Source organism: Vibrio sp. 10N.222.49.C9, from assembly GCF_041474985.1.
Classification (GTDB): Bacteria; Pseudomonadota; Gammaproteobacteria; order Enterobacterales; family Vibrionaceae; genus Vibrio; species Vibrio crassostreae_C.
Map to the genome: position 1 here is coordinate 87,009 of NZ_JBFRVD010000003.1, position 23,670 is coordinate 110,678.

At 45.0% G+C, this 23,670-nt stretch carries 21 protein-coding genes; 6 read left to right on the forward strand and 15 right to left on the reverse strand.

Annotated elements, in window-relative coordinates; genetic code table 11:
- Positions 1-105 precede the first annotated feature (105 nt).
- A complete protein-coding gene (miaE, locus tag AB4585_RS00965) occupies positions 106-861 on the forward strand; it encodes a tRNA isopentenyl-2-thiomethyl-A-37 hydroxylase MiaE (RefSeq protein ID WP_017060242.1) in 756 nt (251 codons plus the stop codon).
- 104 nt (positions 862-965) lie between these two features.
- On the opposite strand, the gene pyrF is transcribed toward miaE, so the two are convergent.
- The 11 genes from pyrF to AB4585_RS01020 all read right to left on the reverse strand — a co-directional run bounded on the left by pyrF (position 966) and on the right by AB4585_RS01020 (position 12,554).
- Positions 966-1,661: an orotidine-5'-phosphate decarboxylase gene (gene pyrF / locus AB4585_RS00970; RefSeq protein WP_372169242.1), complete on the reverse strand. Its 696-nt coding sequence runs from the start codon at positions 1,659-1,661 to the stop codon at positions 966-968.
- A gap of 124 nt (positions 1,662-1,785) precedes the next feature.
- The gene (lapB, locus tag AB4585_RS00975) at positions 1,786-2,961 is read right to left on the reverse strand and encodes a lipopolysaccharide assembly protein LapB (RefSeq protein ID WP_017060240.1); all 1,176 of its coding nucleotides are present in this window, start codon (positions 2,959-2,961) and stop codon (positions 1,786-1,788) included.
- Positions 2,962-2,973: 12 nt separating this feature from the next.
- Entirely contained in the window at positions 2,974-3,246 is a 273-nt protein-coding gene (locus AB4585_RS00980) for a LapA family protein (RefSeq protein ID WP_017060239.1), read from the reverse strand.
- 129 nt (positions 3,247-3,375) lie between these two features.
- On the reverse strand, positions 3,376-3,660 hold the full coding sequence (gene ihfB, locus AB4585_RS00985; protein ID WP_017060238.1) for an integration host factor subunit beta: 285 nt from the start codon (positions 3,658-3,660) through the stop codon (positions 3,376-3,378).
- Between the two features lie 121 nt (positions 3,661-3,781).
- Positions 3,782-5,452 carry a 30S ribosomal protein S1 gene (gene rpsA, locus AB4585_RS00990; RefSeq protein ID WP_010439921.1) on the reverse strand — a complete coding sequence of 557 codons (1,671 nt, stop codon included), beginning with the start codon at positions 5,450-5,452 and terminating at the stop codon, positions 3,782-3,784.
- Positions 5,453-5,558: 106 nt separating this feature from the next.
- Positions 5,559-6,239, reverse strand: a complete 681-nt coding sequence (gene cmk, locus AB4585_RS00995; protein WP_372122071.1) for a (d)CMP kinase — start codon at positions 6,237-6,239, stop codon at positions 5,559-5,561.
- Between the two features lie 277 nt (positions 6,240-6,516).
- Positions 6,517-7,263 carry a 3-deoxy-manno-octulosonate cytidylyltransferase gene (kdsB, locus tag AB4585_RS01000; RefSeq protein ID WP_017060236.1) on the reverse strand — a complete coding sequence of 249 codons (747 nt, stop codon included), beginning with the start codon at positions 7,261-7,263 and terminating at the stop codon, positions 6,517-6,519.
- Positions 7,263-7,442, reverse strand: a complete 180-nt coding sequence (locus AB4585_RS01005) for a Trm112 family protein (RefSeq protein ID WP_004736429.1) — start codon at positions 7,440-7,442, stop codon at positions 7,263-7,265. The genes kdsB and AB4585_RS01005 overlap by 1 nt, the downstream gene beginning before the upstream one ends.
- Positions 7,423-8,430, reverse strand: coding sequence for a tetraacyldisaccharide 4'-kinase (lpxK, locus tag AB4585_RS01010; protein WP_372154905.1), 1,008 nt, complete (start codon positions 8,428-8,430; stop codon positions 7,423-7,425). Before lpxK ends, AB4585_RS01005 begins: the two co-directional genes overlap by 20 nt.
- 13 nt (positions 8,431-8,443) lie before the next feature.
- The gene (gene msbA, locus AB4585_RS01015) at positions 8,444-10,192 is read right to left on the reverse strand and encodes a lipid A ABC transporter ATP-binding protein/permease MsbA (RefSeq protein WP_017060234.1); all 1,749 of its coding nucleotides are present in this window, start codon (positions 10,190-10,192) and stop codon (positions 8,444-8,446) included.
- Positions 10,193-10,223: 31 nt separating this feature from the next.
- Positions 10,224-12,554, reverse strand: coding sequence for a DNA internalization-related competence protein ComEC/Rec2 (locus AB4585_RS01020; protein WP_017060233.1), 2,331 nt, complete (start codon positions 12,552-12,554; stop codon positions 10,224-10,226).
- A 17-nt stretch (positions 12,555-12,571) separates the two neighbouring features.
- Between AB4585_RS01020 and AB4585_RS01025 the strand changes: the two genes are divergently transcribed.
- On the forward strand, positions 12,572-13,084 hold the full coding sequence (locus AB4585_RS01025; protein WP_017060232.1) for a DUF2062 domain-containing protein: 513 nt from the start codon (positions 12,572-12,574) through the stop codon (positions 13,082-13,084).
- A 205-nt stretch (positions 13,085-13,289) separates the two neighbouring features.
- Here the strand turns inward: AB4585_RS01025 and lolE are convergent, their stop codons facing one another.
- Genes lolE through lolC form a run of 3 tightly spaced genes read right to left on the reverse strand, consistent with a single transcriptional unit; the run spans position 13,290 to position 16,428 of the window.
- Positions 13,290-14,534, reverse strand: coding sequence for a lipoprotein-releasing ABC transporter permease subunit LolE (gene lolE / locus AB4585_RS01030; RefSeq protein WP_372154901.1), 1,245 nt, complete (start codon positions 14,532-14,534; stop codon positions 13,290-13,292).
- A complete protein-coding gene (gene lolD, locus AB4585_RS01035; protein ID WP_017060230.1) occupies positions 14,535-15,227 on the reverse strand; it encodes a lipoprotein-releasing ABC transporter ATP-binding protein LolD in 693 nt (230 codons plus the stop codon).
- Positions 15,220-16,428 (reverse strand): lipoprotein-releasing ABC transporter permease subunit LolC, encoded by a 1,209-nt coding sequence (gene lolC, locus AB4585_RS01040; RefSeq protein WP_102429154.1) that lies wholly within the window; start codon positions 16,426-16,428, stop codon positions 15,220-15,222. Before lolC ends, lolD begins: the two co-directional genes overlap by 8 nt.
- Before the next feature lie 227 nt (positions 16,429-16,655).
- Here lolC and AB4585_RS01045 point away from each other — a divergent pair, with 227 nt between their 5' ends.
- The 4 genes from AB4585_RS01045 (at position 16,656) to AB4585_RS01060 (ending at position 22,207) form a co-directional block, all read left to right on the forward strand.
- On the forward strand, positions 16,656-17,225 hold the full coding sequence (locus tag AB4585_RS01045) for a hypothetical protein (RefSeq protein WP_004736257.1): 570 nt from the start codon (positions 16,656-16,658) through the stop codon (positions 17,223-17,225).
- A 6-nt stretch (positions 17,226-17,231) separates the two neighbouring features.
- Positions 17,232-20,693: a transcription-repair coupling factor gene (gene mfd / locus AB4585_RS01050; protein ID WP_372154900.1), complete on the forward strand. Its 3,462-nt coding sequence runs from the start codon at positions 17,232-17,234 to the stop codon at positions 20,691-20,693.
- A gap of 63 nt (positions 20,694-20,756) precedes the next feature.
- Entirely contained in the window at positions 20,757-21,524 is a 768-nt protein-coding gene (locus AB4585_RS01055) for a peptidoglycan binding protein CsiV (RefSeq protein ID WP_017065298.1), read from the forward strand.
- A gap of 137 nt (positions 21,525-21,661) precedes the next feature.
- Positions 21,662-22,207, forward strand: a complete 546-nt coding sequence (locus AB4585_RS01060) for a GNAT family N-acetyltransferase (RefSeq protein ID WP_017060225.1) — start codon at positions 21,662-21,664, stop codon at positions 22,205-22,207.
- Between the two features lie 111 nt (positions 22,208-22,318).
- Here the strand turns inward: AB4585_RS01060 and AB4585_RS01065 are convergent, their stop codons facing one another.
- Complete coding sequence (locus AB4585_RS01065; protein WP_009847154.1) at positions 22,319-23,608, reverse strand: NAD(P)/FAD-dependent oxidoreductase; 1,290 nt, start codon at positions 23,606-23,608, stop codon at positions 22,319-22,321.
- Positions 23,609-23,670: the final 62 nt, after the last annotated feature.

The following is a 23,670-nucleotide window of genomic DNA, read 5'->3' on the forward strand; positions in this document are numbered from 1 at the left end:
TAAATAGGCGGCCTTTTTTGTAGCTGTTGAATTTCCTTTCTCTGTATAGGGAGATCTCTTGAGCTGTGATAAAATCCCCGCATTATCAACAAACTTTCCCTGACCATGTATCAAGAATTACTCGCTCCAATCCACTCTTTTCTTAAAGCCGAAACGCCAGATTCATGGATAGATGAAGCCAAAAAGCCAGAAAATCTTCACATCATTCTACGCGATCACATGCTGTGTGAACTTAAGGCGGCACAGAGTGCTTTATTCCTTATTCGCAAGTACGCCGTCGATAAAGAAAGCGCGAAGCAACTGAATGAATGGATTTTGCCATACGAGCAATTTGCTTACCGTCGTATCGGAGACTTAGAGTCTCTGCGTGGTAAAAGCAACGTATCCAAGCAAATCACAGCGAAAGAAGGCTGTAATTACGGTGCTGACCTAATCGATAAGATGGTTTTACTGATCAAAGAAGAGCTGCATCACTTCTACCAAGTCATGGAGTTGATGGAGAAGAAAGGCGTGACTTACCAGCCAATCGAGGCGGGTCGTTACGCTAAGGGCTTGATCAAACAAGTTAAGACTTACGAGCCTGATGCTCTGGTTGATAAGCTTATCATCGGTGCGTTTATTGAAGCTCGCTCTTGTGAGCGCTTCGCTAAATTGGCTCCTTTCTTGGAAGAAGACATGGAGAAGTTTTACGTGTCTCTACTTCGTTCAGAAGCTCGCCACTACCAAGATTACCTTGAGCTAGCAGAACAGATCGCAGGGAAAGATATTTCAGAGCGTATTTCGCATTTTGCTCAAGTAGAAGCTGATCTTATCACTTCAGAAGACAGCGACTTCAAATTCCATAGTGGTGCTCCGGTTTAGGCTCCACACAGAACATTCAGTCCAGTTTAGACTAATCCAGACTAAAAAATTAAGGCCAGCAATTTGCTGGCCTTCTTTATTTATATCTCAATCCAAATATAGACTTAAGCAAGCGTACCGTTGATCTCTGCAAGTACAGCAGCAGGGTCTATCGCTTGCGTAATCGGACGACCAATAACAAGGTAGTCTGAACCTGATTCAATCGCTTTAGAAGGCGTCATGATGCGCTTCTGGTCACCAACATCTGCGCCGACAGGACGAATACCTGGAGTAACTAGCTTGAACTCTTGACCAAGTGCATCTTTAAGCAAAGAAGCCTCTTGTGCAGAACATACAACACCGTCTAAGCCAGAGTTTTTCGTTAGAGAAGCCAAGCGCATCACGTGTTGTTGTGGTTCAAGATCCAGACCGATACCCGCTAAGTCAGATTGCTCCATACTGGTGAGTACCGTTACACCGATTAACAGTGGACGATCTTTGCCATAAGGTTCTAAGATTTCGCGAGAAGCCGTCATCATACGCTCACCGCCACTTGCGTGTACGTTCACCATCCAAACACCCAGTTCAGCGGCAGCACGGACTGCTTTTGAACATGTGTTCGGGATGTCGTGGAATTTAAGGTCTAAAAATACTGAGAAACCACGCTTATGTAATTCACGAACAAATTCAGGGCCAAACAGGGTAAACATCTCTTTGCCCACTTTTAGGCGGCAAGATGCTGGGTCAATTCGATCGACAAAGGCTAACGCATCCGCTTGATTATCATAATCCAAGGCTACAATGATTTTTTGGTCGTTCATTTCATCTCCTAACGCAGTTAACTTTCTAAAAATTTCTAATCACCTAAGCAGGTGATAAATAACAGTCATAAAAATGCAGCCCGAAAGCTGCAATTAATAATTTGGTCTTAAAGTGACCACAAATCTATTCACCATCAAGCCCACGAATAGGCTTGATCGTCCCCCACCCTTTACATGAAGGGCAGTGCCAATACAAAGAGTGTGTCGAGAAACCACACTGACGACAACGGTAATGAGGCTTAACCTTAAGCTGTTCACCAACCATAGATTGAAGTGTGGTTAAGCTGTCTTTTGCTCGGCCTTCTTCTGCTTCCGCTAGGTGGTAATCGATTAATCGATAAAAACCTTTCATGGTTGGATTTTTAACAAGCTGCTTTGTCAGTAACTCTTGAGCAGAGCCTACATCTTCATGGTGAGCAACCAATTGCGCCAGCATCAGTTCGGCAGATACACCGGCTTTCTTCTGAATACACGCTTTGAGGAACTCGACCAATTGAGCTTCTTGTCCAAGCTTGTGGTAACACTCAGCAAGGGTTGGCAACACCTCACTGATAAAATCGATATCTTGTTCAAGTACCGATTCAAGACAATCAATTGTCTTTTGGTAATCTTCGTTCGCTAAGTGGAACTTCCCTAGTGCGATACTTGCGCGAACACATTTAGGGTCTTCAGAAAGCGCCTTCTTAAAATGCTGAAGCGCTTTAGAACGATTACCATCGGCTTGTTCTTGCATTGCAAGCTCACACCAGAAATGCGCGACTGTGGCACGCATCTTCATTTTTTTCTTGCCGAGCTTAACTAAGATATTTCCGTAATGGATAGCCTTGTTCCACTCACGGGTCTGCTGATAAATAGCCACCAACTGCTGTAAAGCGCCCTCTTTATGGTCAGGTTCTTCTACAAGTTGTTCAAAGATTTTTTCAGCGCGATCAAGGAAGCCAGAGACCATGTAGTCTTTAGCTAATTGTTGCAGTGCGAGATTTTTCTGATCGAGGGTAAGCCCCGAACGAGAGATGAGATTTTGGTGAATACGAATAGCGCGGTCGACTTCGCCTCTTGAGCGGAACAAGTTGCCCAAAGCCAAGTGAGTATCGATGGTTTCATTGTCTACTTGAAGCAGCTCAATGAAGTGATCAACCGCTTTGTCAGATTGGTCTGACAGTAATAGGTTCAAACCCGTCACGTATTGACGGGAGATCTGGTGTGATTGCTTTTGTTTTTCTTGCTGAGCATTACGATTACCCATATACCAGCCATAAGCGGCTGCGATGGGCAAAAGTAAGAACAGTAACTCTAACATCAAATATAGCCTTTAAGCTTTAGTATCAGCAGGGACCTGCTTTGATTGCTTATTGAGTTGCTTCTTCAAGCGATGAATTTTTAGCTGAGACCGCATGTGCATATTACCAAAGACTAACCAAGCAAGGGCGAAGCCTGAAACGAATACAACACCTAATAAACTTGATAGGTGGAAGTCACCTTGCGCTAGCAGATAGTTGAAATTCACAGTTGTTTGGTTTTGAGAGCCTAAAGCCAGTGCAATTAGGAAAAGTGCGATAACGGCGACTATTTTTATAATTTTCATAGTTCATCACTCATTGGTTGGTTAGCTGTACGATTATGCAGGAAAATTACTAATCAGACCACCATATTATGGTCATAAAAAAGCGGCATACATTATAGTATGCCGCTTTTCTTAATTCCGATAAGTAGGCTACATTCCTGAGTTTACTCGTTCACGCAGCTCTTTACCTGGTTTGAAGTGAGGAACGTATTTACCTTCTAACTCAACCTTGTCACCAGTCTTTGGGTTACGTCCAACACGAGGCTCACGATAATGCAGAGAAAAGCTGCCAAAACCGCGAATTTCGATTCGATCACCACTTTCTAGTGTTGAAGCCATATGCTCTAAAATGTCTTTTACAGCGTCTTCAATTTCTTTTGCAGAAAGATGCGTTTGCTCAGCGCACAGTCTCTCAATCAATTCAGACTTAGTCATAGTTACCCTCGTTGGTTTTCTTTTTAGAAATTATAGACCTATCGGAAAAATAAGCAAAAAAAAAGGAGCCTTACGGCTCCTTTCTTGGCTAGATAGCTATAATTCTCTTAATGAGAAGCTATTATTCGCCTTTAGCAGCTTTGAATGCGTCTGCCATTGCGTTACCGAACGCGCCTTCTTCAGACTTGTTCAGTGAAGCCATTGCTTCTTGCTCATCAGCTTCATCTTTAGCTTTGATAGATAGGTTGATTACGCGGTTCTTACGGTCTACACCAGTGAACTTCGCTTCAACGCTGTCGCCAACGCTTAGGATTAGAGATGCATCTTCGATACGGTCGCGAGAAACTTCAGAAGCGCGGATGTAACCTTCAACGCCTTCGATTAGCTCGATAGTAGCGCCTTTCGCGTCAACTGCAGTAACAGTACCGTTTACAAGAACACCTTTCTTGTTGTCAGCAACGTATGCGTTGAACGGGTCGTTTTCCATTTGCTTAACGCCAAGAGAAATACGCTCACGCTCTGCATCTACTGCTAGAACAACAGCAGAGATTTCGTCGCCTTTCTTGTATTCACGTACAGCTTCTTCGCCGGCAGCGTTCCAAGAAATGTCAGATAGGTGTACAAGACCGTCGATACCGCCTTCTAGACCGATGAAGATACCAAAGTCAGTGATAGACTTGATCTTACCAGTAACTTTGTCGCCCTTAGCTTGCATTTCTGCAAATGACTGCCATGGGTTAGCTTTACACTGTTTCAGACCTAGAGAGATACGACGACGTTCTTCGTCGATATCAAGAACCATAACCTCAACTTCGTCGCCAACATTAACAACTTTAGAAGGGTGGATGTTCTTGTTAGTCCAATCCATTTCAGAAACGTGTACTAGACCTTCAACGCCTTCTTCGATTTCAACGAAGCAGCCGTAGTCAGTTAGGTTTGTAACACGACCAGAAAGCTTGTGACCTTCTGGGTAACGCTTAGCGATTGCTACCCATGGATCTTCGCCTAGTTGCTTAAGACCTAGTGAAACACGAGTGCGCTCACGATCGAACTTAAGAACTTTAACTAGGATTTCGTCACCAACGTTAACGATCTCTGATGGGTGCTTAACGCGCTTCCAAGCCATATCTGTGATATGTAGAAGACCGTCAACACCGCCAAGGTCAACGAATGCACCGTAGTCAGTAAGGTTCTTAACGATACCTTTAACTTCAGTACCTTCTTGTAGAGTTTCAAGAAGTTCGTCACGCTCAACACTGTTTTCAGATTCGATAACAGCACGACGAGAAACAACAACGTTGTTACGCTTCTGGTCTAGCTTGATTACTTTGAACTCTAGCTCTTTGTTTTCTAGGTGAGCAGTGTCACGGATAGGACGTACGTCTACTAGAGAACCAGGAAGGAAAGCACGGATACCGTTAAGTTCAACAGTGAAACCGCCTTTAACTTTACCGTTGATGATACCAACAACAGTTTCAGCTTCTTCGCAAGCTTTCTCAAGTACGATCCAAGCTTCGTGACGCTTAGCTTTCTCACGAGAAAGTTGAGTTTCACCGAAACCATCTTCAACAGCGTCTAGAGCTACGTCTACTTCAGCACCAACTTCAACTTCAAGTTCGCCAGCAGCGTTCTTGAATTGTTCAGCAGGGATAGCAGATTCAGACTTAAGACCAGCGTCTACAAGAACGAAACCGTTCTCGATAGCTACTACAGTACCTTTAACGATGCTGCCTTGTTGGAATTCAGTTTCAGATAGAAACTCTTCAAAGAGTTGAGCAAAAGATTCAGTCATTATTTAATCTTCAATAATTAAACGTCCATGGGTATCCTACCGCATGGGGTTGATAAATTCGCCGGTCATCATCCTTGCGACCAACGTTCGTACTAGCTCGGCGAAATTACCCAGCCAGTTTCGATTCAATATAGTGTAGTGCTTTTTCTACTACCTGCTCAATATTCATTGAGGTGGAATCAAGCACTAGAGCATCCTCTGCAGGGCGAAGTGGCGCCACTGGGCGATTACGATCTCGGTCGTCTCGCTCTTGGATCTCGCTCAAAAGGTCGTCAAATTTAACATCTAACCCCTTCTGTTGCAACTGTTTAAGGCGGCGACTCGCACGCTCTTCAGCACTTGCATCTAAAAATATTTTCGCTTCAGCTTCAGAAAACACAACCGTTCCCATGTCACGGCCATCTGCAACCAAACCAGGCGCAGCGCTGAATGCACGTTGACGACGAAGCAGTGCTTCGCGAACGCGAGGTAAAGCAGCAACTTTTGAAGCCGCCATGCCAGTCTCTTCTTTACGAAGTTCACCAGACACATCTTCACCTTCTAGGATAACCTTAACTAAGTCGCCTTCAGCAATAAACTGCACGTCTAAGTGTGTAGCAAGCGGTACTAAAGCATCCTCTGATTCAGTATCCACACCATGGTGAATTGCCGCTAAAGCCAATACGCGATAGATCGCGCCTGAGTCTAGAAGATGAAAGCCTAGCTTATCTGCTAGCAACATACACAGGGTACCTTTACCTGCACCACTTGGTCCATCAACCGTAATCACTGGGCTTTGAGAAGGCATCTTTTACTCCACGTTTTGTCGTAAGTTTTATTCTGTACTAGCGATTCGCCACTACTTTATAGGCGGCATATTATAGAGAAAAATTGGAACTCGAGCGAGGTAAATCTCAGATAATTCCGTGTTGATGATGCATAAACCAATGCAACTATCTCAATATCCGTTTGCTTAGGTTAATAAGACACGCACGCGCTTTTCGATAGATAGAAAAAAGCCTCGCAATAGGCAAGGCTCATGATTTTTCATTTTGTAGAGCAAAGAAGAACTCGCTCAAAGAAGCTTAGCCAATAATAGCTCGAACCGCTTCTAGGTCTTCAGGCGTATCAACACCAGCAGCCGGTGCTTCCGCCGCAACGTCTACGTGGATTTTTTCACCGTACCAAAGTACTCGTAATTGCTCTAGGCACTCAATACGTTCAAGAGTGCTTGGTTCCCAATTAATGTAGGTATTGATAAAACCCGCTCGGTAAGCATAGATACCAATATGACGAAGCAAAGGAGATTCCGCTGCAGTACCGTTGTTCGCGTAAGCATCGCGATCCCAAGGGATGGTTGCTCGGCTAAAATACAAGGCGTAACCGTCTTTATCGGTTACAACTTTAACGGCATTAGGGTTAAACACTTCATCAGCATGAGTAATTTCCACACCTAACGTTGCCATCGGGGCTGTACTGTTAGCAAGATTGTTGGCAACCTGATTAATGATTGAAGGTGGGATAAGTGGCTCATCACCTTGAACATTCACGATAATATGATCATCAGGAATATTCATAACTTCAATCACTTCAGCTAGGCGTTCAGTGCCCGATTCGTGATTCGGTGATGTCATACAAACGGTCGCGCCAAATGCTTTAGCCGCTTTTTCAACTCGAGCGTCGTCGGTAGCGATAATAACGTTATCGGCACCCGCTTTCATTGACTGTTCGTATACCCATTGAATCATCGGCTTTCCACCAATGTCAGCAAGTGGCTTCCCTGGTAAACGGCTCGATTGGTATCTTGCAGGTATAACAACCGTATAAGACATTACTTACCCTCATCCATAGAAACGGTGCGAGCTTCAGGTTCTAAAAGAACAGGAATACCCTCTTTAATTGGGTAAGCAAGGCGATCAATTTTACAAACAAGCTCTTGCTTATCCTTGTCAAAAGTTAGTTTACCTTTACATACAGGGCAAGCAACGATCTCAAGTAGACGGTGATCCATAGTATTCCATAACCTCTTTTATTCTTTTTAAAATTTGCTGTTGCGAATCTTCATCAAACTGCGCAGAAACTGGAAGATACCACCAGTTATCTTGCGCATATTCTTCGCATTTTACAGCGTCTTTTTCTGTCATAATCAGATTCATACCTTTATTAGCTAAGGCATGAAGTTCATCTTTATCAAAATCTTGATGGTCGGCGAAGCCCTGTGTGAAAACCACATCACCATCAAGATCTTCCAATGTTTTAAAAAAGCGCGGTGGGTGGCCAATACCGGCAAAAGCCACCAGCTTGTGTAATTTTGCCACAGACCTTTTCTGACCAGTCTTTAGGTTAACTGCTTGGCTTGGAAGCAAAGACATCGAGAACTCTCGACCATGCGCTTTACCGCCATTGTTTACCAAAAAGTCGACTTCATCTAAACGAGAAACCGGCTCTCGTAATGGACCTAAAGGAATCAAACTCTCACTACCAAAGCGTCTTGCGCCGTCGATAACTGCAAATTCAATGTCGCGTTCAAGCGCGTAATGCTGAAGGCCATCGTCAGTGATAATCACATCAACGCCTTTGCTCAGCAATGCTTTCACTGCGTTAGCTCGCACAGGGTCGACTGCGACTGGCGCACCAGTTCGCTTACGAATCAAGCGAGGTTCATCACCCGAATGCTCAGCTGGGGTATTTTCATCCAACACCAACGGATAGCTTGGTGCTTTTGCACCGTAGCCACGAGATACGACTCCGGGTTTAAAGCCGTGAGCCTGAAGCATCTCAACTAACCAAATCACAACCGGTGTTTTACCATTTCCACCAGCAGTAATATTGCCCACAACAATAACAGGTAAAGGCGGGCGGTAGGTCTCTTTATTCCCTGAGAGATAAGCGTCACGACGCCGACTACTGATCATTTTGAACAGCAGACTCAGTGGCCACAAAAGCGGCCAGAGAAGATATTTCAACGGGTGACTGTTAAACCAAATCTTTTCGATCACAACAAGACCTAATTTATCCGCTGAACTGAATTCGGTGTAATTGTGCATAAGCACCATCATGCGCGATTAGCTCAGCATGTGCGCCCCTTTCTACAATATGTCCATCATCAACCACTAGAATTTCATCAGCTTGCTCGATGGTAGAGAGTCTGTGTGCGATAACTAATACTGTTTTGTCTTTCTGCAGTTCTTCTAGTGCAGATTGAATCGCTCTCTCTGACTCAGTATCCAGTGCAGACGTCGCCTCATCAAGAATCAGCACAGGCGCATCTCTTAATAAAGCACGTGCAATCGCAATACGTTGTCTTTGACCACCAGAAAGGCTTGCGCCATTTTCACCAACAACGGTATCGATGCCATTTTCCATGCCTTCGATAAACTCACTTGCATGAGCAAGCTTAGCCGCGTATTCGATCTGTTCACGTGAATACTGTTCTTCTGCTGCGTAAGCGATGTTGTTAGCCACCGTATCGTTAAACAGATGTACATTTTGAGAAACGAGCGCAAAGTGCTCACGCAGATTTCTCAATTCGTAATCACGAATGTCGTGGCCATCAAGCTCAATTGAACCAGAGTCTACGTCATAAAAACGAGTGAATAGGTTAGCAATGGTACTCTTACCCGAGCCAGATCGCCCAACAAGCGCAACCGTTTTACCTTTCGGTATATTGAAGCTGATCTTATCAAGTGCTGGTTTCTCTGCACCGTCATAAGTAAACGTGACATCTTTAACAGCCACTTCACCCATTACAGTTTCAGGTTTCAACGTCCCTTTGTTTTGCTCGGTATCTAGATCCATCAAGCCAAATAGAGTCGTACTCGCAGCCATACCACGTTGGAATTCAGACGTTACGTTAGTTAACGCCTTTAGCGGACGTAATAGACCAAACATTGCAGAGAACACAACGGTAAACGTACCAGCAGTAAGCTCGGCTTTAATAGAATCGACACTAGCAAGGAATAGAACAACAACAATCGCAACTGATGCGATCATTTGAATAATCGGGTTAGCGGCCGCTTGAGCAGTGATTAACTTCATGCTTTGTTGGCGCATTTGGTTACTAACTTTATCAAAGCGGTGTTTTTCTAGATCTTGACCACCGTAAGTTAGAACCACTTTATGCCCTTTCAGCATTTGTTCAGCTGAAGAAGCAACGTGACCCATGCTAGTTTGCATGTTCTTAGAGATCTTTCTGAATCGCTTCGATACGATACTGATCGCCCACGCAACCAAAGGCGCTACAGCAAATAACACCAAAGATAACTGCCAACTATTCCAGAACATCAGCGTCAACAAGCCTATAATACTTGCACCTTCACGGACAATACTGACTAACGCTTTACTGGTTGCTGCAGACACTTGCTCTGAATCGTAAGTAATTCGAGATAGCAATGCGCCTGTCTGTTCTTTATCGAAGAAAGAAACAGGCATGTGCATGAAATGGCTGAAAATCTTACGACGAATTTCCATCACCACATTGCCAGAGACCCAACTCAAGCAATAGGTTGAAACAAAGCCACTGACGCCACGAACGAACATCATGGCAAAGATAATAAGTGGAAGTGTACGTAAAAAGTCAGATTCAGCATTACCAAAGCCTTCATCAAGTAACGGCTTTAGTAAGGAAATCATATAGGTATCAGAAACGGCATTTATAATAAGCGCAATTACCGCAACACCTAGGCCGGCCTTATATAATCGAATATAAGTCCAAAGTCTTTTAAATGTGACCCAGGTAGTTTCATCTGTTTGTGTTGACATAGAATCGCTTAATTTTCTCACAATAATCTATCTATTCTACTCCCTTACGGAGCATCTGCCTATACCACTGCCCGCCTTGTTGTTCTCTAATCGCATGATATTGCCAACCTTCTTTGCTAAGAGTGATGGTTATTTGTCCGCTTTCTCCAGTATCTAGCCAAGTACTCCCCGCTTCCTGATAACGTTCAATAACAAACTCACTCGGCATTCCCCACTGGTTGCCTTTGGCAAGAGAAGCTATCGCCAGCTGAGGAGACACCGCCTCAATAAACGACTTAATCGATGACGAATCGCTGCCATGATGCGGAACCAACATAACATCACTCCTTAGCTGTTCTCCTTCACGAGCAAGTAACCACTCACTTACCAGTTCAATATCACCAGTGAGCAACATTGAGAAATCAGCACTATGATCTGAGATCTTGACCACACACGAATGTGGGTTATACGCCCTCTTTACTTGCTTAGGCGGCCACAACACCTCAAAAACAACATCTTGCCAGTTCCAAACCTCTCCAATAGTACATGTTTGAATATTAGACGGGGCTTGAGTGATAGATTGGCGTTCTTGAATAATGTTCTGACTGGTTCTTATCCACTTTGGCGTATAGTTCTCAAGTAATGCCGGATAACCACCAGCATGGTCAGAATCGAAATGACTCACAATCACGCCTTCTAATTCATAAATCCCCCGCTGATTCAAAGTAGGAATCAACAAAGACTCAACAACCGAGCCTCCTGGCCACGCATTGCCAAGATCATAAACAACAATCTGATTGTTCTTTTCCAAGACCAAAGACAACCCATGCCCAACATCCAAGATATCAATAGTTAGTTTGTCTTGCTGGGGTTTGCTGAACTCCCACCACAGCACAAACACTGCAGTTACCAATATCGATAATGTTCGCTTGAAATACCGACTAACAAAGCTCAAAAACAAGATAAGGAATACTGATAATGCAATCGTCTGATTATCGACTTGGATCCAAAATCGCTCAGAGAAAGGAAGACTAAATACGAGAGGCTCAAGCGATAAGTCGACTAACTTCCACAGCTGACTGACCAAATCATTGTCTAGCGCTGTTATACCAACCACGCCAGACACTGACTCCGATATTAAGCTTAGAAACATTGCCAGAAACAACAGCGGGATCGTCACCATCGATACCCAAGGCAAAAGGAACAAGTTGTAGAAAACAGAGACTAAACTGACTCCTTTGAAAAACAACATCGAGGAAGGCGCGATAAGGAATGTCAGCATCAGTTGAAGCTTAATAAGTTGGAGTGCGTAGTCGATAAATGTAAAGCTTGAAGCTGAGCGCTGAGTATTACAGGCGATATAGAAAACAGCGCCCAATGCACCAAAGGACAACCAAAAACTGCTCGACAAAGCTGAAAACGGCCAAATCAGCAGAACCACGCACACACTTAAAGTAACATACCGAAGCAAACTGATATTTTGCCCACGCCACAAGAAATAACTCGCGATAACGCACATCACCAAAGCTCTCAAAGTTGGCAGCGTGAATCCAGCAAACCAACTATAGAAATACGCCAAGCCGAGCCCGAATATTGTAGGTAACCAAAGAAATGAAGGGGAAAGTAACCTTAATATCTTGCCAATCTGATAGCCGATACCAAAGGCAATCCCAATATGCAGCCCCGAAATAGCCATCAAGTGAATCAGGCCACTGCTTTTAAGCATATCCCACCGCTGAGGCGGAATAAGGTCTCGATATCCAAAACTCAAAGCGATAATGAGATCTTGATTTGCCAGCAGACTTAACCTTTCAAGGCTGGCTTCAAACCATTGGGCGCGTAAGTTGGTGCTAGAATGAATTCGGTACTTGGTATCTGCTCTGTAAGTTGCATTGGCAACCACGCCAGCACTAAACAAGTACTTTTCTCGGTCAAAGCCGGCTTCGTTGAGTTTGCCCCATATCGGCTTTATTGAGGCCGATAAATAGACATCATCTCCAAGCGTTAGCTTGAAAGGAGTAAACAAACGCAATTTTATCAATTGAGGAAAGATTAATTTTTCGCCGCCAATTGATCTGACTACTATTACGCTTTCAAAACCGTGGCTATTTTCACTAAAAAGGCTAACAACCGACGCATTTATGGTAGTATTCTGCCCTGATTGGAATAAGCGACTCGTTTGTATTTCAATCGCATTCCCTAGGCAGATAACTAGTATCAATGCTGTTACTGGACCTCTTGCACTCCGGAAAACGCTATACTTTGTTGGTGCTAGCAGTAACAACAGCATCAATGGTGCCCAAACCCAATGTGGCATCACAGGCCAGAAGCTGGCAGACACAACTGTCGCAGCAAATGAAATCAAGAACCAAGTGTTAAACAAGAGAGTAGCTTCCTCCTATGCCAAGAAAGTTTATCAAACGATTTATGCCTGACCATGATCTAATCAAGCGTCAGAAAGCATTGAAAGTTTTTGGCAATGTTTTGTACAACCCCAACTTATGGTGCCTTAATCGTCGCTCTGCGGCTGGCGCGTTTGCTGTTGGGTTATTCATGGCGTTTGTCCCTCTACCAAGTCAAATGATTATGTCTGCAGGCCTTGCTGTCGCATGTGGCGTTAACCTGCCTTTAGCTGTCGCACTTGTTTGGATCAGTAACCCGGTTACCATGCCTGTTCTCTTCTACTTTGCTTATAAAGTCGGGGCGTTTGTTATGCATGTGCCACCGCAAGCCTTCCATTTCGAATTGTCTTGGGACTTCATCTTGGCGCAAATGAGCACTATAGGGCCTCCGTTCTTATTGGGTTGTCTGATTTGTGGCGTGGTTTCAGCAATGATTGGCTACTTTGGTATTCGCGGTTTATGGCGCTACTCAGTAGTAAGAAGTTGGAAGAAGCGACAAGCAAGGCACTGAACGCCATTTCTTGTTATTCAATCTAACCTTGTATGCGCTTCACTTAAAACGTACACAAGTTAAAATCGGATGAGCTACTTACCTCTGCAAGATTGGCATGTAACGAAAGTCGTAAAGAACACGAATTGAATTCAATAAAAAAGGATCCCACTGGGATCCTTTTTTGTATCGACTGAAAACTGACGGCCTGTTATTTAGGCGAATGCTATTTAGAACTCAGCACTGAGGCTGGATTCAACTTCGCCGCGCGTGATGCTGGGTACCATGTCGCCAGTAAACTCAGCACAATCGCAGTGCCGGAAACCACAACAACATCCGTCATATCAAGTTGTGATGGCAAGAAGTCGACAAAATAGATATCACCGGACAAGAACTGGTGATCGACCAACTTTTCAAGTCCTTTGATTAGTGTCGTGAGATTAAGAGCGACTAGCACACCTATTGCACTGCCCACTAAACTGCCTAACACGCCTGAGAATACGCCCTGCCAAACAAAGATGCGCTTCACAAGGCCGTCCGATGCACCCATGGTTCTTAAAATCGCGATCTCTGATTCTCTGTCTTTTACTGCCATCATTAGCGTCGAGACAATATTGAAACAAGCCACACCAATAACCAGTACCATCACCAGATACATGATGGTACGAACGAGTTGGATATCTCGATACAAGAAACCAAACTTCTGCTGCCAGCTTCGTAGATACACATACACATCAAGCTGATTGCCCACTTCACGCACAATAGAGTTCGCGTTCAGCACATCGGTCACTTTCAAAGAAACCCCAGTTACCGCCTCACCTAAGTTTGCGTAGACCTGAGCATCACCAATCGGGATTAGCGCCAAACTGTGATCTATCTGACCATTAAGCGTCAGCAAGCCAACCACTTTCACTCGAACACGCTTTGGCGCCTGAACCTTCACAGAACCGTTTACCGCTGGAATCATCAAAGTCAGATAATCACCGACTTTCGCACCCAGCACATTCGCTACACCAGAACCTAAGATGATTTGTTGTTGCCCTGCTTTAAACTCACTCCAAGCTTGCTTATCGATAAAACTCGACAGGCTCGATACTTGTTGCTCAAGTTGTGGGTCAACGCCGCGAACTTCAATTGCTTTGAGTTCTTTGCCCTTTTCAGCAAGCGCTGTAATTTTTACATAAGGCGCAGCAGCAACGACTTTATCGTGCTTAACCGACTCCTCAATCACGTGCTCCCAACGAGTCACAGGCTCATTCACGCCTTCAAATTCACCATGAGGAATGACAGAAAGTACTCGTGATTGAAGCTCTCGCTCAAAGCCATTCATCGCAGATAAGCCGATAATGATCACCGCGACACCAACCGCAATACCAATGGTCGAAGACAATGAGATGAACGACACCATCTTGTCTCGTTGTTTCGCACGGCTAAATCGGCCGCCTATCAATAGAGATAAAGAGGAAAACACTTAGCTCTCCTCTTTTTCTACGTTGACCAGTAAACCATCTTGCATGTGAAGTTGGCGATCCATCTTACCGGCAAGTTCACCATCGTGAGTCACGACCAAAAAGGCAGTATCGTATTCACGGTTCAGTTCACGCATTAAGTCGTAAATAGACAGTGCGGTGTTATGGTCAAGGTTACCGGTTGGTTCATCCGCCAACACTAGCGCAGGCTTATTCACCAATGCACGAGCAATCGCCACACGTTGCCTCTCGCCACCAGAAAGCTCTGAAGGTCGGTGGTCCACGCGGTGACTCAATCCAACTTTGTCCAACAAACGTTGTGCTTCTTGCTTTGCTTTAGCGGGCTTTTCGCCGCCAATCAATAACGGCATCGCCACGTTTTCTAAAGCTGAAAAGTCAGATAGAAGATGATGGAACTGATACACAAAGCCAAGATGCTGGTTGCGAAGCTTCGCCTGCTTATTCGAACTCAAAGATGCTAAATCTTGACCAAGAAAACTCACACTGCCCGCAGAAGCATCGTCTAATGCGCCTAAGATATGCAGTAAGGTACTTTTGCCCGAGCCAGAGGTACCGATGATTGCTACTAGCTCACCCTTTTCGATGTCAAAGCTGACTCCCTTGAGCACCTCAGTATCTAACGAGCCTTCACGGTACGTTTTACGGATATCATTACATTGAAGAAAATTACTCATAACGAAGGGCCTCAGCAGGTTTCACAGACGATGCACGATAAGAAGGGAATACAGTGGCAATCAGGCTAAGTGCAATAGCCAGAACCACAACAACAGCGATTTGAATTGGGTTAATCAAAATTGGTAACTGTCCACCAAAGGAGAATAGAGCAACGCCCATCGCCTCTAAAATAGTATTAAGGTTCATCGCTAGAGCAACGCCTAACACACCACCAGAGAGCGCACCAATCACGCCACTACTTGCGCCTTGAACCATGAAGATCCCCATGACTTGACCATCAGTCATGCCTTGGGTCTTAAGAATCGCGACTTCAGACTGCTTCTCCATCACCACCATGATAAGTGCTGAGATAATATTGAAAGCAGCAACACCGATGATAAGCCCAAGCATTAAACCCATCATGTTTTTTTCCATACGAACGGCTTGGAATAGCTCACCTCGTTGGTCTCGCCAGTCGCTCCACAACCAACCTTCCGGTAATGGCTGAGTTGATAACTCTGCGACTTCAAACGGGTCTTCAAAAAATAGTCGCCAGCCTGAAATAGTGTCTGATTTATAACGCATCAAACGCCCAGCGTCTTGGATGTCTGTCACCATCAGTTGAGCGTCGATATCAGAACCTGTATTGAAAATACCGGCAACGGTGAAATTTCGTTGGCTTGGAATACGACCTAATGGGGTGTATTGGCTAGCGCTGGTCACCATCAAGCGAACTTTGTCACCCATAGATACCTTCAAATTTCTCGCCAAAGTATGACCGAGGAACAACTGATATTGACCCGCTTTAAGTGAAGACAATCTGCCCGCAATCAAGTGGTTCTGAAGAGGGTCATCTGAATTGGGTTCAATGCCAATTAACAAACCCGCAGATAATTGAGCCGGACTCTGAATCACCGCCTCACTGCGGACAATCGGTTCAACGTGACCATTAAGCGAGATTTGCTCTGCAAAATTAGGCGCTTGGGCAGAAAGAGAGGTGGTGCCACCTTGCTCATAAACCACCGCTTGAGGAAGAACACCGAGAATTCGGTCTTTTAACTGCGCTTCGAATCCATTCATTACCGATAAAACAGTAACCAAAGACAGCACACCAATGGTGATACCTGCCGTCGACATATAAGAAACAAAACGGCTAAAGCGATCACCTGAACGACCTTTCAAATAGCGCAGGCCAACAAACAACGAAATAGGATGAAACATACTTTGAACCATCTAAAGGGGATGCGGGTTAATGTAACGGGTATTGCTGTTACTGTGTAGGGGTTAATTGAAAATATAGAGTGAATTAACTCAATTAGTTAGGCTTGAAAAACAGAACCTTGTCAAATAGCCAGATTTCAAACAACTATTTGAGACTTTCAATTAACTGACCTTGATTACTGCGGCCACATAGCGATAATCAATAGATCACTTCAAGGAACTAACGCATGACAGAACAAGAGTTTTTCACCGTTCACCACAGCCTCACCGCGAATATTGAACCAATGGACAGCGGCTTCACTTTACCTTCTCAAATTCAATTCGAATCTGAGATCCCTGCCCCGTTTGTCGTGGCAAGTGAATTTAGCCAATTGGATCTATTAGCTGACAGTGCTCGCAACGAACTGAAAAACAGCGACTTGAAGAATGTCATCAGTTTATTGGATGCACAGAACTCTAAATTAAACCTCTTGTTGAGCTTTATGTTATCGCAACAAGATGATGAACAATTTCGTACCCACACGTATTCATTTGGCGCGAGTCAGTTCTCTTGTTTTTCCAAAACAGATATCGAAGCGGGTCGCTTAGTTAAAGCCAAGCTCTTTATCGAGCACCCTGCCGCCGCTATTTATTGCTACGCGGAAGTCTTCGCTAGTGAACCTAAAGATTCAGGTTTCGAAATCAAATTCAAATATGCTCATCTTCGTGATACTGACCAAGACTTGTTGATCAAAGCTGCGCTTCATCAACAACAAAAGCTCTTACGTCAACGCTCTCTAGAACGAGATAACAAGTAAATAGACATGACAAAACAATCCATTTTTACACTACCTAAGCTCAAAGGTGCCGGTGATAAAAAACACATCGGTAACCTAGTTGGTTCATCTCTCGCGCTTGCTATCGCTAGACTTGCGGAGCAGCATAACAGCCATACTTTACTTGCAGTGCCCGATCCTCAAATCGCACTCAAGCTTCAATCAGAAATTGAACAGTTTACGTCACATGAAGTGGCACTATTCCCTGATTGGGAGACTCTGCCATACGATAGCTTCTCACCGCACCAAGAGATCATTTCTGACCGTATCGCTCGCCTTTATGCATTGCCAACGTTAAAAGATGGCATCACGATCGTTCCGATCAGCACGCTACTACAACGTCAGTCGCCACGTGACTTCTTGTTGCAGCACACCTTAATGGTGAAAACGGGTGATCTGTACTCGCTTGAGAAGCTGCGTCTTCAACTTGAAAAGTCTGGCTATCGTTATGTAGACCAAGTGTTTGGCCCAGGTGAGTATGCGAGTCGAGGTTCAATTCTCGACTTGTTCCCAATGGGCAGCAAAGACCCGTATCGTATCGACTTCTTCGATGACGAGATCGACACCATCCGTACTTTCGATCCTGAAAATCAGCGCTCTATTGAAGACATCTCTGAGATCCGTTTGCTGCCAGCTCACGAGTTCCCAACCTCTGAAAGTGCTATTGAAGATTTCCGAATTCGCTGGCGCCAACAGTTTGATGCGCGCCGTGAACCAGAATCGGTTTATATGCAGGTTTCAAAAGGCACTTGGCCCGCAGGTATTGAATACTGGCAGCCGCTATTCTTCGACCATACTGAAACCTTGTTTGATTATGTTGCCGATGAAGCGCAAATCCTCGTTCTAGGTGATGTCGAGACCGCGGTAGATTCATTCCTAACAGACGTTTCTCATCGATACGAACAACGCGGTGTTGACCCGTTACGACCACTGCTGAAACCTGAACAACTTTGGCTACAAAAAGACGAACTGTTCGCACATTTCAAACAAAAACCACAGGTCAATCTGAGCTTAGATTCAATTGAAGAAAAAGCCGGACGTACCAACCTTCCGGTTGTGTCTCTGCCTGATCTCAGCGTTCAACATCAGAATAAAGAACCACTCGCAAACCTAAGAAAGTTCACTGAAGCCTTCGAAGGAAAAGTGGTCTTTTCGGTTGAATCAGAAGGTCGTCGTGAAGCGCTGAGTGAACTGCTTCGTGGTATTAAAGTACGACCAAGCGAAGTTGAAAACCTCGATGCCTCAATTAAAGGCAAAGACAAGTTCAGCCTCATCCTTGGCTCTGCTGAACACGGTTTTATCCATGAAGAGCAAAACATCGCCCTTATCTGTGAAAGCGACCTGTTGGGTGATCGCGTTGTTCAGCGCCGTAAGAAAGACAAAAAAAGTGTTAACAGCGACACTGTCATTCGTCACTTAGCCGAACTTAAACCAGGTCAACCTGTAGTGCACATTGACCACGGTATTGGTCGCTACATCGGCTTGCAGACACTCGAAGCCGGTGGCATGAAAACCGAATACGTGACACTTGAGTACCAAAACGATGCCAAGCTGTACGTGCCCGTTGCGTCTTTGAACCTTATTGGACGTTACTCTGGTGGCGCCGAAGAGTCTGCACCGCTACACAAACTAGGTGGTGAGGCGTGGCAAAAAGCGCGTAAGCGTGCCGCTGAAAAAGTACGTGACGTTGCTGCAGAGCTGCTGGATGTTTACGCCAAGCGTGAGCTTAAACCTGGCTATAAATTTGTTTTAGATCGCGGGCAATACGCAACCTTCAAATCTGGCTTCCCATTTGAAGAAACCGATGACCAAGCGATGGCAATCAATGCGGTGATGTCTGACATGTGCCAAGCAAAAGCCATGGACCGCTTAGTGTGTGGTGATGTTGGTTTTGGTAAAACAGAAGTCGCAATGCGCGCAGCATTCGTTTGTACGGATAACAGTAAACAAGTGGCGGTGTTAGTTCCTACTACCCTACTTGCTCAGCAACACTTCGAGAACTTCCGTGACCGTTTCGCCAACTTGCCGATTCGTGTTGAGGTTCTATCCCGATTCAAATCAGCTAAAGAGCAGAAGTTGATCATGCAAGATGTCGCCGACGGTAAGGTCGATATCTTAGTGGGTACTCACAAGCTACTTTCGAGTGATATTAAGTTTAAAGACCTTGGCTTGCTGGTTGTCGATGAAGAACACCGATTTGGTGTGCGTCAGAAAGAGAAAGTGAAAGCGATGCGTGCGGATGTCGATATTCTAACGCTTACTGCGACACCGATCCCGCGAACGCTGAACATGGCAATGAGTGGCATGCGTGACCTTTCGATCATCGCTACACCACCCGCACGACGCTTGGCAATTAAAACCTTCGTTCGCGAGAGTGATGATGCCATCGTCAGAGAAGCGGTGCTGCGTGAAATCATGCGTGGTGGCCAGGTTTACTTCCTACACAACCAAGTCGACACGATTGAGAAAACAGCAGAGTCATTGCAAAAGCTGATTCCAGAGGCGCGCGTGACTGTAGCTCATGGCCAGATGCGAGAGCGCGAACTGGAACGCATCATGAATGACTTCTACCACCAGCGCTTCAACTTACTGGTGTGTACAACCATCATTGAAACCGGTATCGACGTACCAACGGCAAATACCATCTTGATGGACAGAGCCGATAACCTTGGTTTAGCACAGCTGCACCAATTACGTGGTCGTGTAGGTCGTTCGCACCACCAAGCTTATGCTTACTTGTTAACGCCACACCCTAAAGCAATGACCAAAGATGCGATCAAGCGATTGGATGCGATAGCTTCGCTCGAAGACTTGGGCGCAGGCTTTACCCTAGCAACTCACGATTTAGAGATTCGTGGTGCGGGTGAGCTGTTGGGTGATGAACAGAGTGGTCAAATCCAGTCGGTTGGTTTCACCTTGTACATGGAGATGCTTGAACAAGCGGTTGAAGCGTTGAAAGAAGGTCGAGAGCCTTCGCTTGATGATCTATTGCGTGAACAAACTGAAATTGAGATGCGTCTGCCTGCACTATTGCCAGACGACTATATTCCAGACATCAACACGCGTTTATCAACATACAAACGTATTGCGACTGTGAGTGACACCGACGAATTGGCAGAGTTGAAAGTCGAGCTGATTGATCGCTTCGGCCTTCTGCCTGATGCAACCAAGAACTTGTTATCAGTTTCTGAGCTAAAATTAGCCGCAGCGTCTATCAAAGCGAAGAAAATTGAAGCCCACGATAAGGGTGGATTCTTAGAATTCTACCCGGATGCTGACATAAACCCGACCTACCTTGTTAAACTGTTGCAATCTCAACCGCAAAAGTTTTCAATGGAAGGACCAACAAAGTTCAAGTTTACGATACCATTGGTCGACAGACGGAAGCGAATTCAATTTGTTAGTGATTTATTGGGCGAATTCAGACAAAACTTGCTGCCTTCAGCATAAGACCCAATCCACTTGCACATATAAATTATCCAGCCGGTAGTTCGGCTGGAAGACGGAGTAAAAATGAAAAGACTGATCCCACTGCTACTATTGTTCGTCTCACTGCCAAGTTTGGCGCAGAGACAATTTGATATAGAAGTGATCATTTTTAAGCGCGCTGTTGATGCAGAGAAGGTGAACGAATCTTGGCCAAATACACAGCCTAAGATTTCACTTGAACGCGTTGGTTCATTTCAAGATACCCAATACCGAGCAAAGAAAGGCGTTCAAATGCTACCTTACTCGGAATACAAGTTAACGCCTCAGAAAGACAAGCTACGTAAACACGCTGGCTTTGAAGTTCTGATGCATACCGCTTGGCGTCAAGGCGACCAAGGTAAGAGCTCGGCACCTGTTTTCCATATTCAAGCAGGTAAAGATTTCTCTAAACAGTTTAATGCTGATGGCTCTGAAAAAGGCGCAATCACTGCAGGCAGCGCTGATGGGTTCCAAGAAGAGACCATTGATAAGCCACTCTACGAATTAGACGGCAAGCTGCAAATCTACGTTCAGCACTACCTATACGCTGAAACGACATTAGATTTAAAAGCGCCAAGCGTTCGTGAAGTGACTCTACAAGAGCAACAAATTGAGCTAGATTCACCAGTAAGTGGCGCAGAAAGCAACGTCCAGGTAGGCAATCTAACTGAAATTTCTCCGACGGTTGAAGTCCAAGAGTTCCTTAAGAGCTACCGCATGGACCAAAAACGTCGTATGCGCAGTACAGAAACTCACTACCTTGACCACCCACTTCTTGGAATGGTGATTCAAGTTCGACGTGTAGCGCAGTAAGTTACTTGCCGATTCGGCTATAATTATATAAATAATTCAATCCGCCCTCCTAGTGAGGGCGTTTTATTAAGTGCTATCTATCTTTATTCTGTACTGACTCTCTTGGTTCAGTACTTACACGTTACTTGGTACGTCCTATGAGCCCTGAATTTCAGATCAACACACAAAATCTTAGCCTTAAAATCATTGAGGCCTCAGATGCTCAAGAATTTTCTCAGCTGGTTAAGTCCTCCCCTAGCTTGCTGCCATGGGTCGACTGGTGTCATAAAGAGTTTTCTATCGTCGAGGCCGAGAAATTTATTCTGGCAACTCGCCTGAACTGGGTGAAAGCCGATGCGTTTGGCTTTGGCATCTTTGAACGAAAAAGCGATAAGTTAGTCGGTATGGTTGCCATTAATGAGCTTTACCACACCTTTAATATGGCGAGTTTAGGTTATTGGGTCGGTGATGACTTTCAAAGGAGAGGGATCGCCAAAGAAGCGATGTTCGCCCTATTTGAATTTTGTTTCGCGCAACTCAAGTTAACGCGTTTGGAAATTGTCTGCGATACCGAGAACCTACCCAGCCAAAAGTTGATCGAGAAGTGTGGCGCTGAGCGAGAAACCATTGCCCAGAATCGATTTCTGTTTAACGGTAAGCCGAAAGATGGCGTGGTTTATTCTGTGCTACCTCCAACGTCTTAACAGCAGAAATGAGTTCAACACCTGCGATAATCCATAATCGACACGATCAAAAAAGAGCTCCGAAGAGCTCTTTTTTATTATCAGCGTAATGCTCTGAGAAGGCTTACCTGATTAGTGAAGCTTTAGGTTTGGACGAAGTACACGGTTAATACGACCAACCAGCATCATCAGTGATGTTTTGATTAAGCCGTGAAGCGCCATCTGGTGCATGCGGTACAAAGAGATGTAAACCACACGAGCAATACGACCTTCGACCATCATCGAGCCTTTCGTCAGGTTACCCATCAAACTACCTACCGTAGAGAAACGGCTAAGTGAAACTAGCGAGCCTTTGTCTTTGTAGATGTAGTCTTTCAGGTCACGACCGTTCAACTTAGCAATGATGTTGCTGAATGCACAGCTTGCCATTTGGTGAGCCGCTTGTGCACGTGGCGGAACGAATGAACCGTCTGCTTGTGTACATTGCGCCAAGTCACCGATTGCAAAGATGTTGTCATCCAGTGTTGTTTGCAGCGTGTTCTTCACAACCAACTGGTTGATACGGTTGGTTTCAAGACCACCGATATCTTTCATGAAATCTGGTGCTTTGATACCTGCTGCCCATACCATGATTTGAGCTGGGATCTTGTCACCATCTTTGGTTGTTAGGCCGTCAGAATCCGCCTGAGTCACCATCGTATTCGTACGAACGTTCACACCAAGCTTGGTTAGCTCAGAGTGTGCTGCACTTGAAATACGAGGAGGTAGAGCTGGAAGAATACGCTCACCCGCTTCAACTAGGTTTACGTTCAGCTTGCTTGAATCTAGGTCGCCGAAGCCGTAAGTACGAAGTTCTTTAACTGCGTTGTGTAGCTCTGCAGAAAGCTCTACACCAGTTGCACCAGCACCAACAATCGCGATGTCTACCGTGCCTTGACCGTTCTTAGCGTGAAGCTTTAAGAACTGATTGTTCATTTCTGTACGGAAACGGTGTGCTTGCTCTGGGCTATCAAGGAAAATACAGTTGTCACGAACGCCTGGAGTGTTGAAGTCGTTTGACGTTGAGCCTAGCGCCATCACTAGAATATCGTATTCAAGTTCACGGCTTGGCATCAGCAGTTCACCGTGCTCGTCTGTAAGCTCGCTTAGTGCAATCACTTTACGCTCACGATCGATGTCGTTCAGGCTGCCCATTTGGAAATCGAAGTAATGGTTTTTTGCGTGCGCACGGTAGCTTAATGCATCAACACCTTCATCCAGTGAGCCCGTTGCTACTTCATGAAGTAATGGTTTCCATAGGTGGCTTGCTTTACGGTCTACCAGAGTAATCTGGGCACGTTTCTTACGACCTAAAGTGCGGCCTAGCTTAGTGGCTAGTTCTAAACCACCAGCACCGCCGCCTACTACGATAATTTTTGTCACAATGACAATCCTCTACAAAATGAACAAATGGGGTTCGGCTCGATTACTCCAACCGATAAATT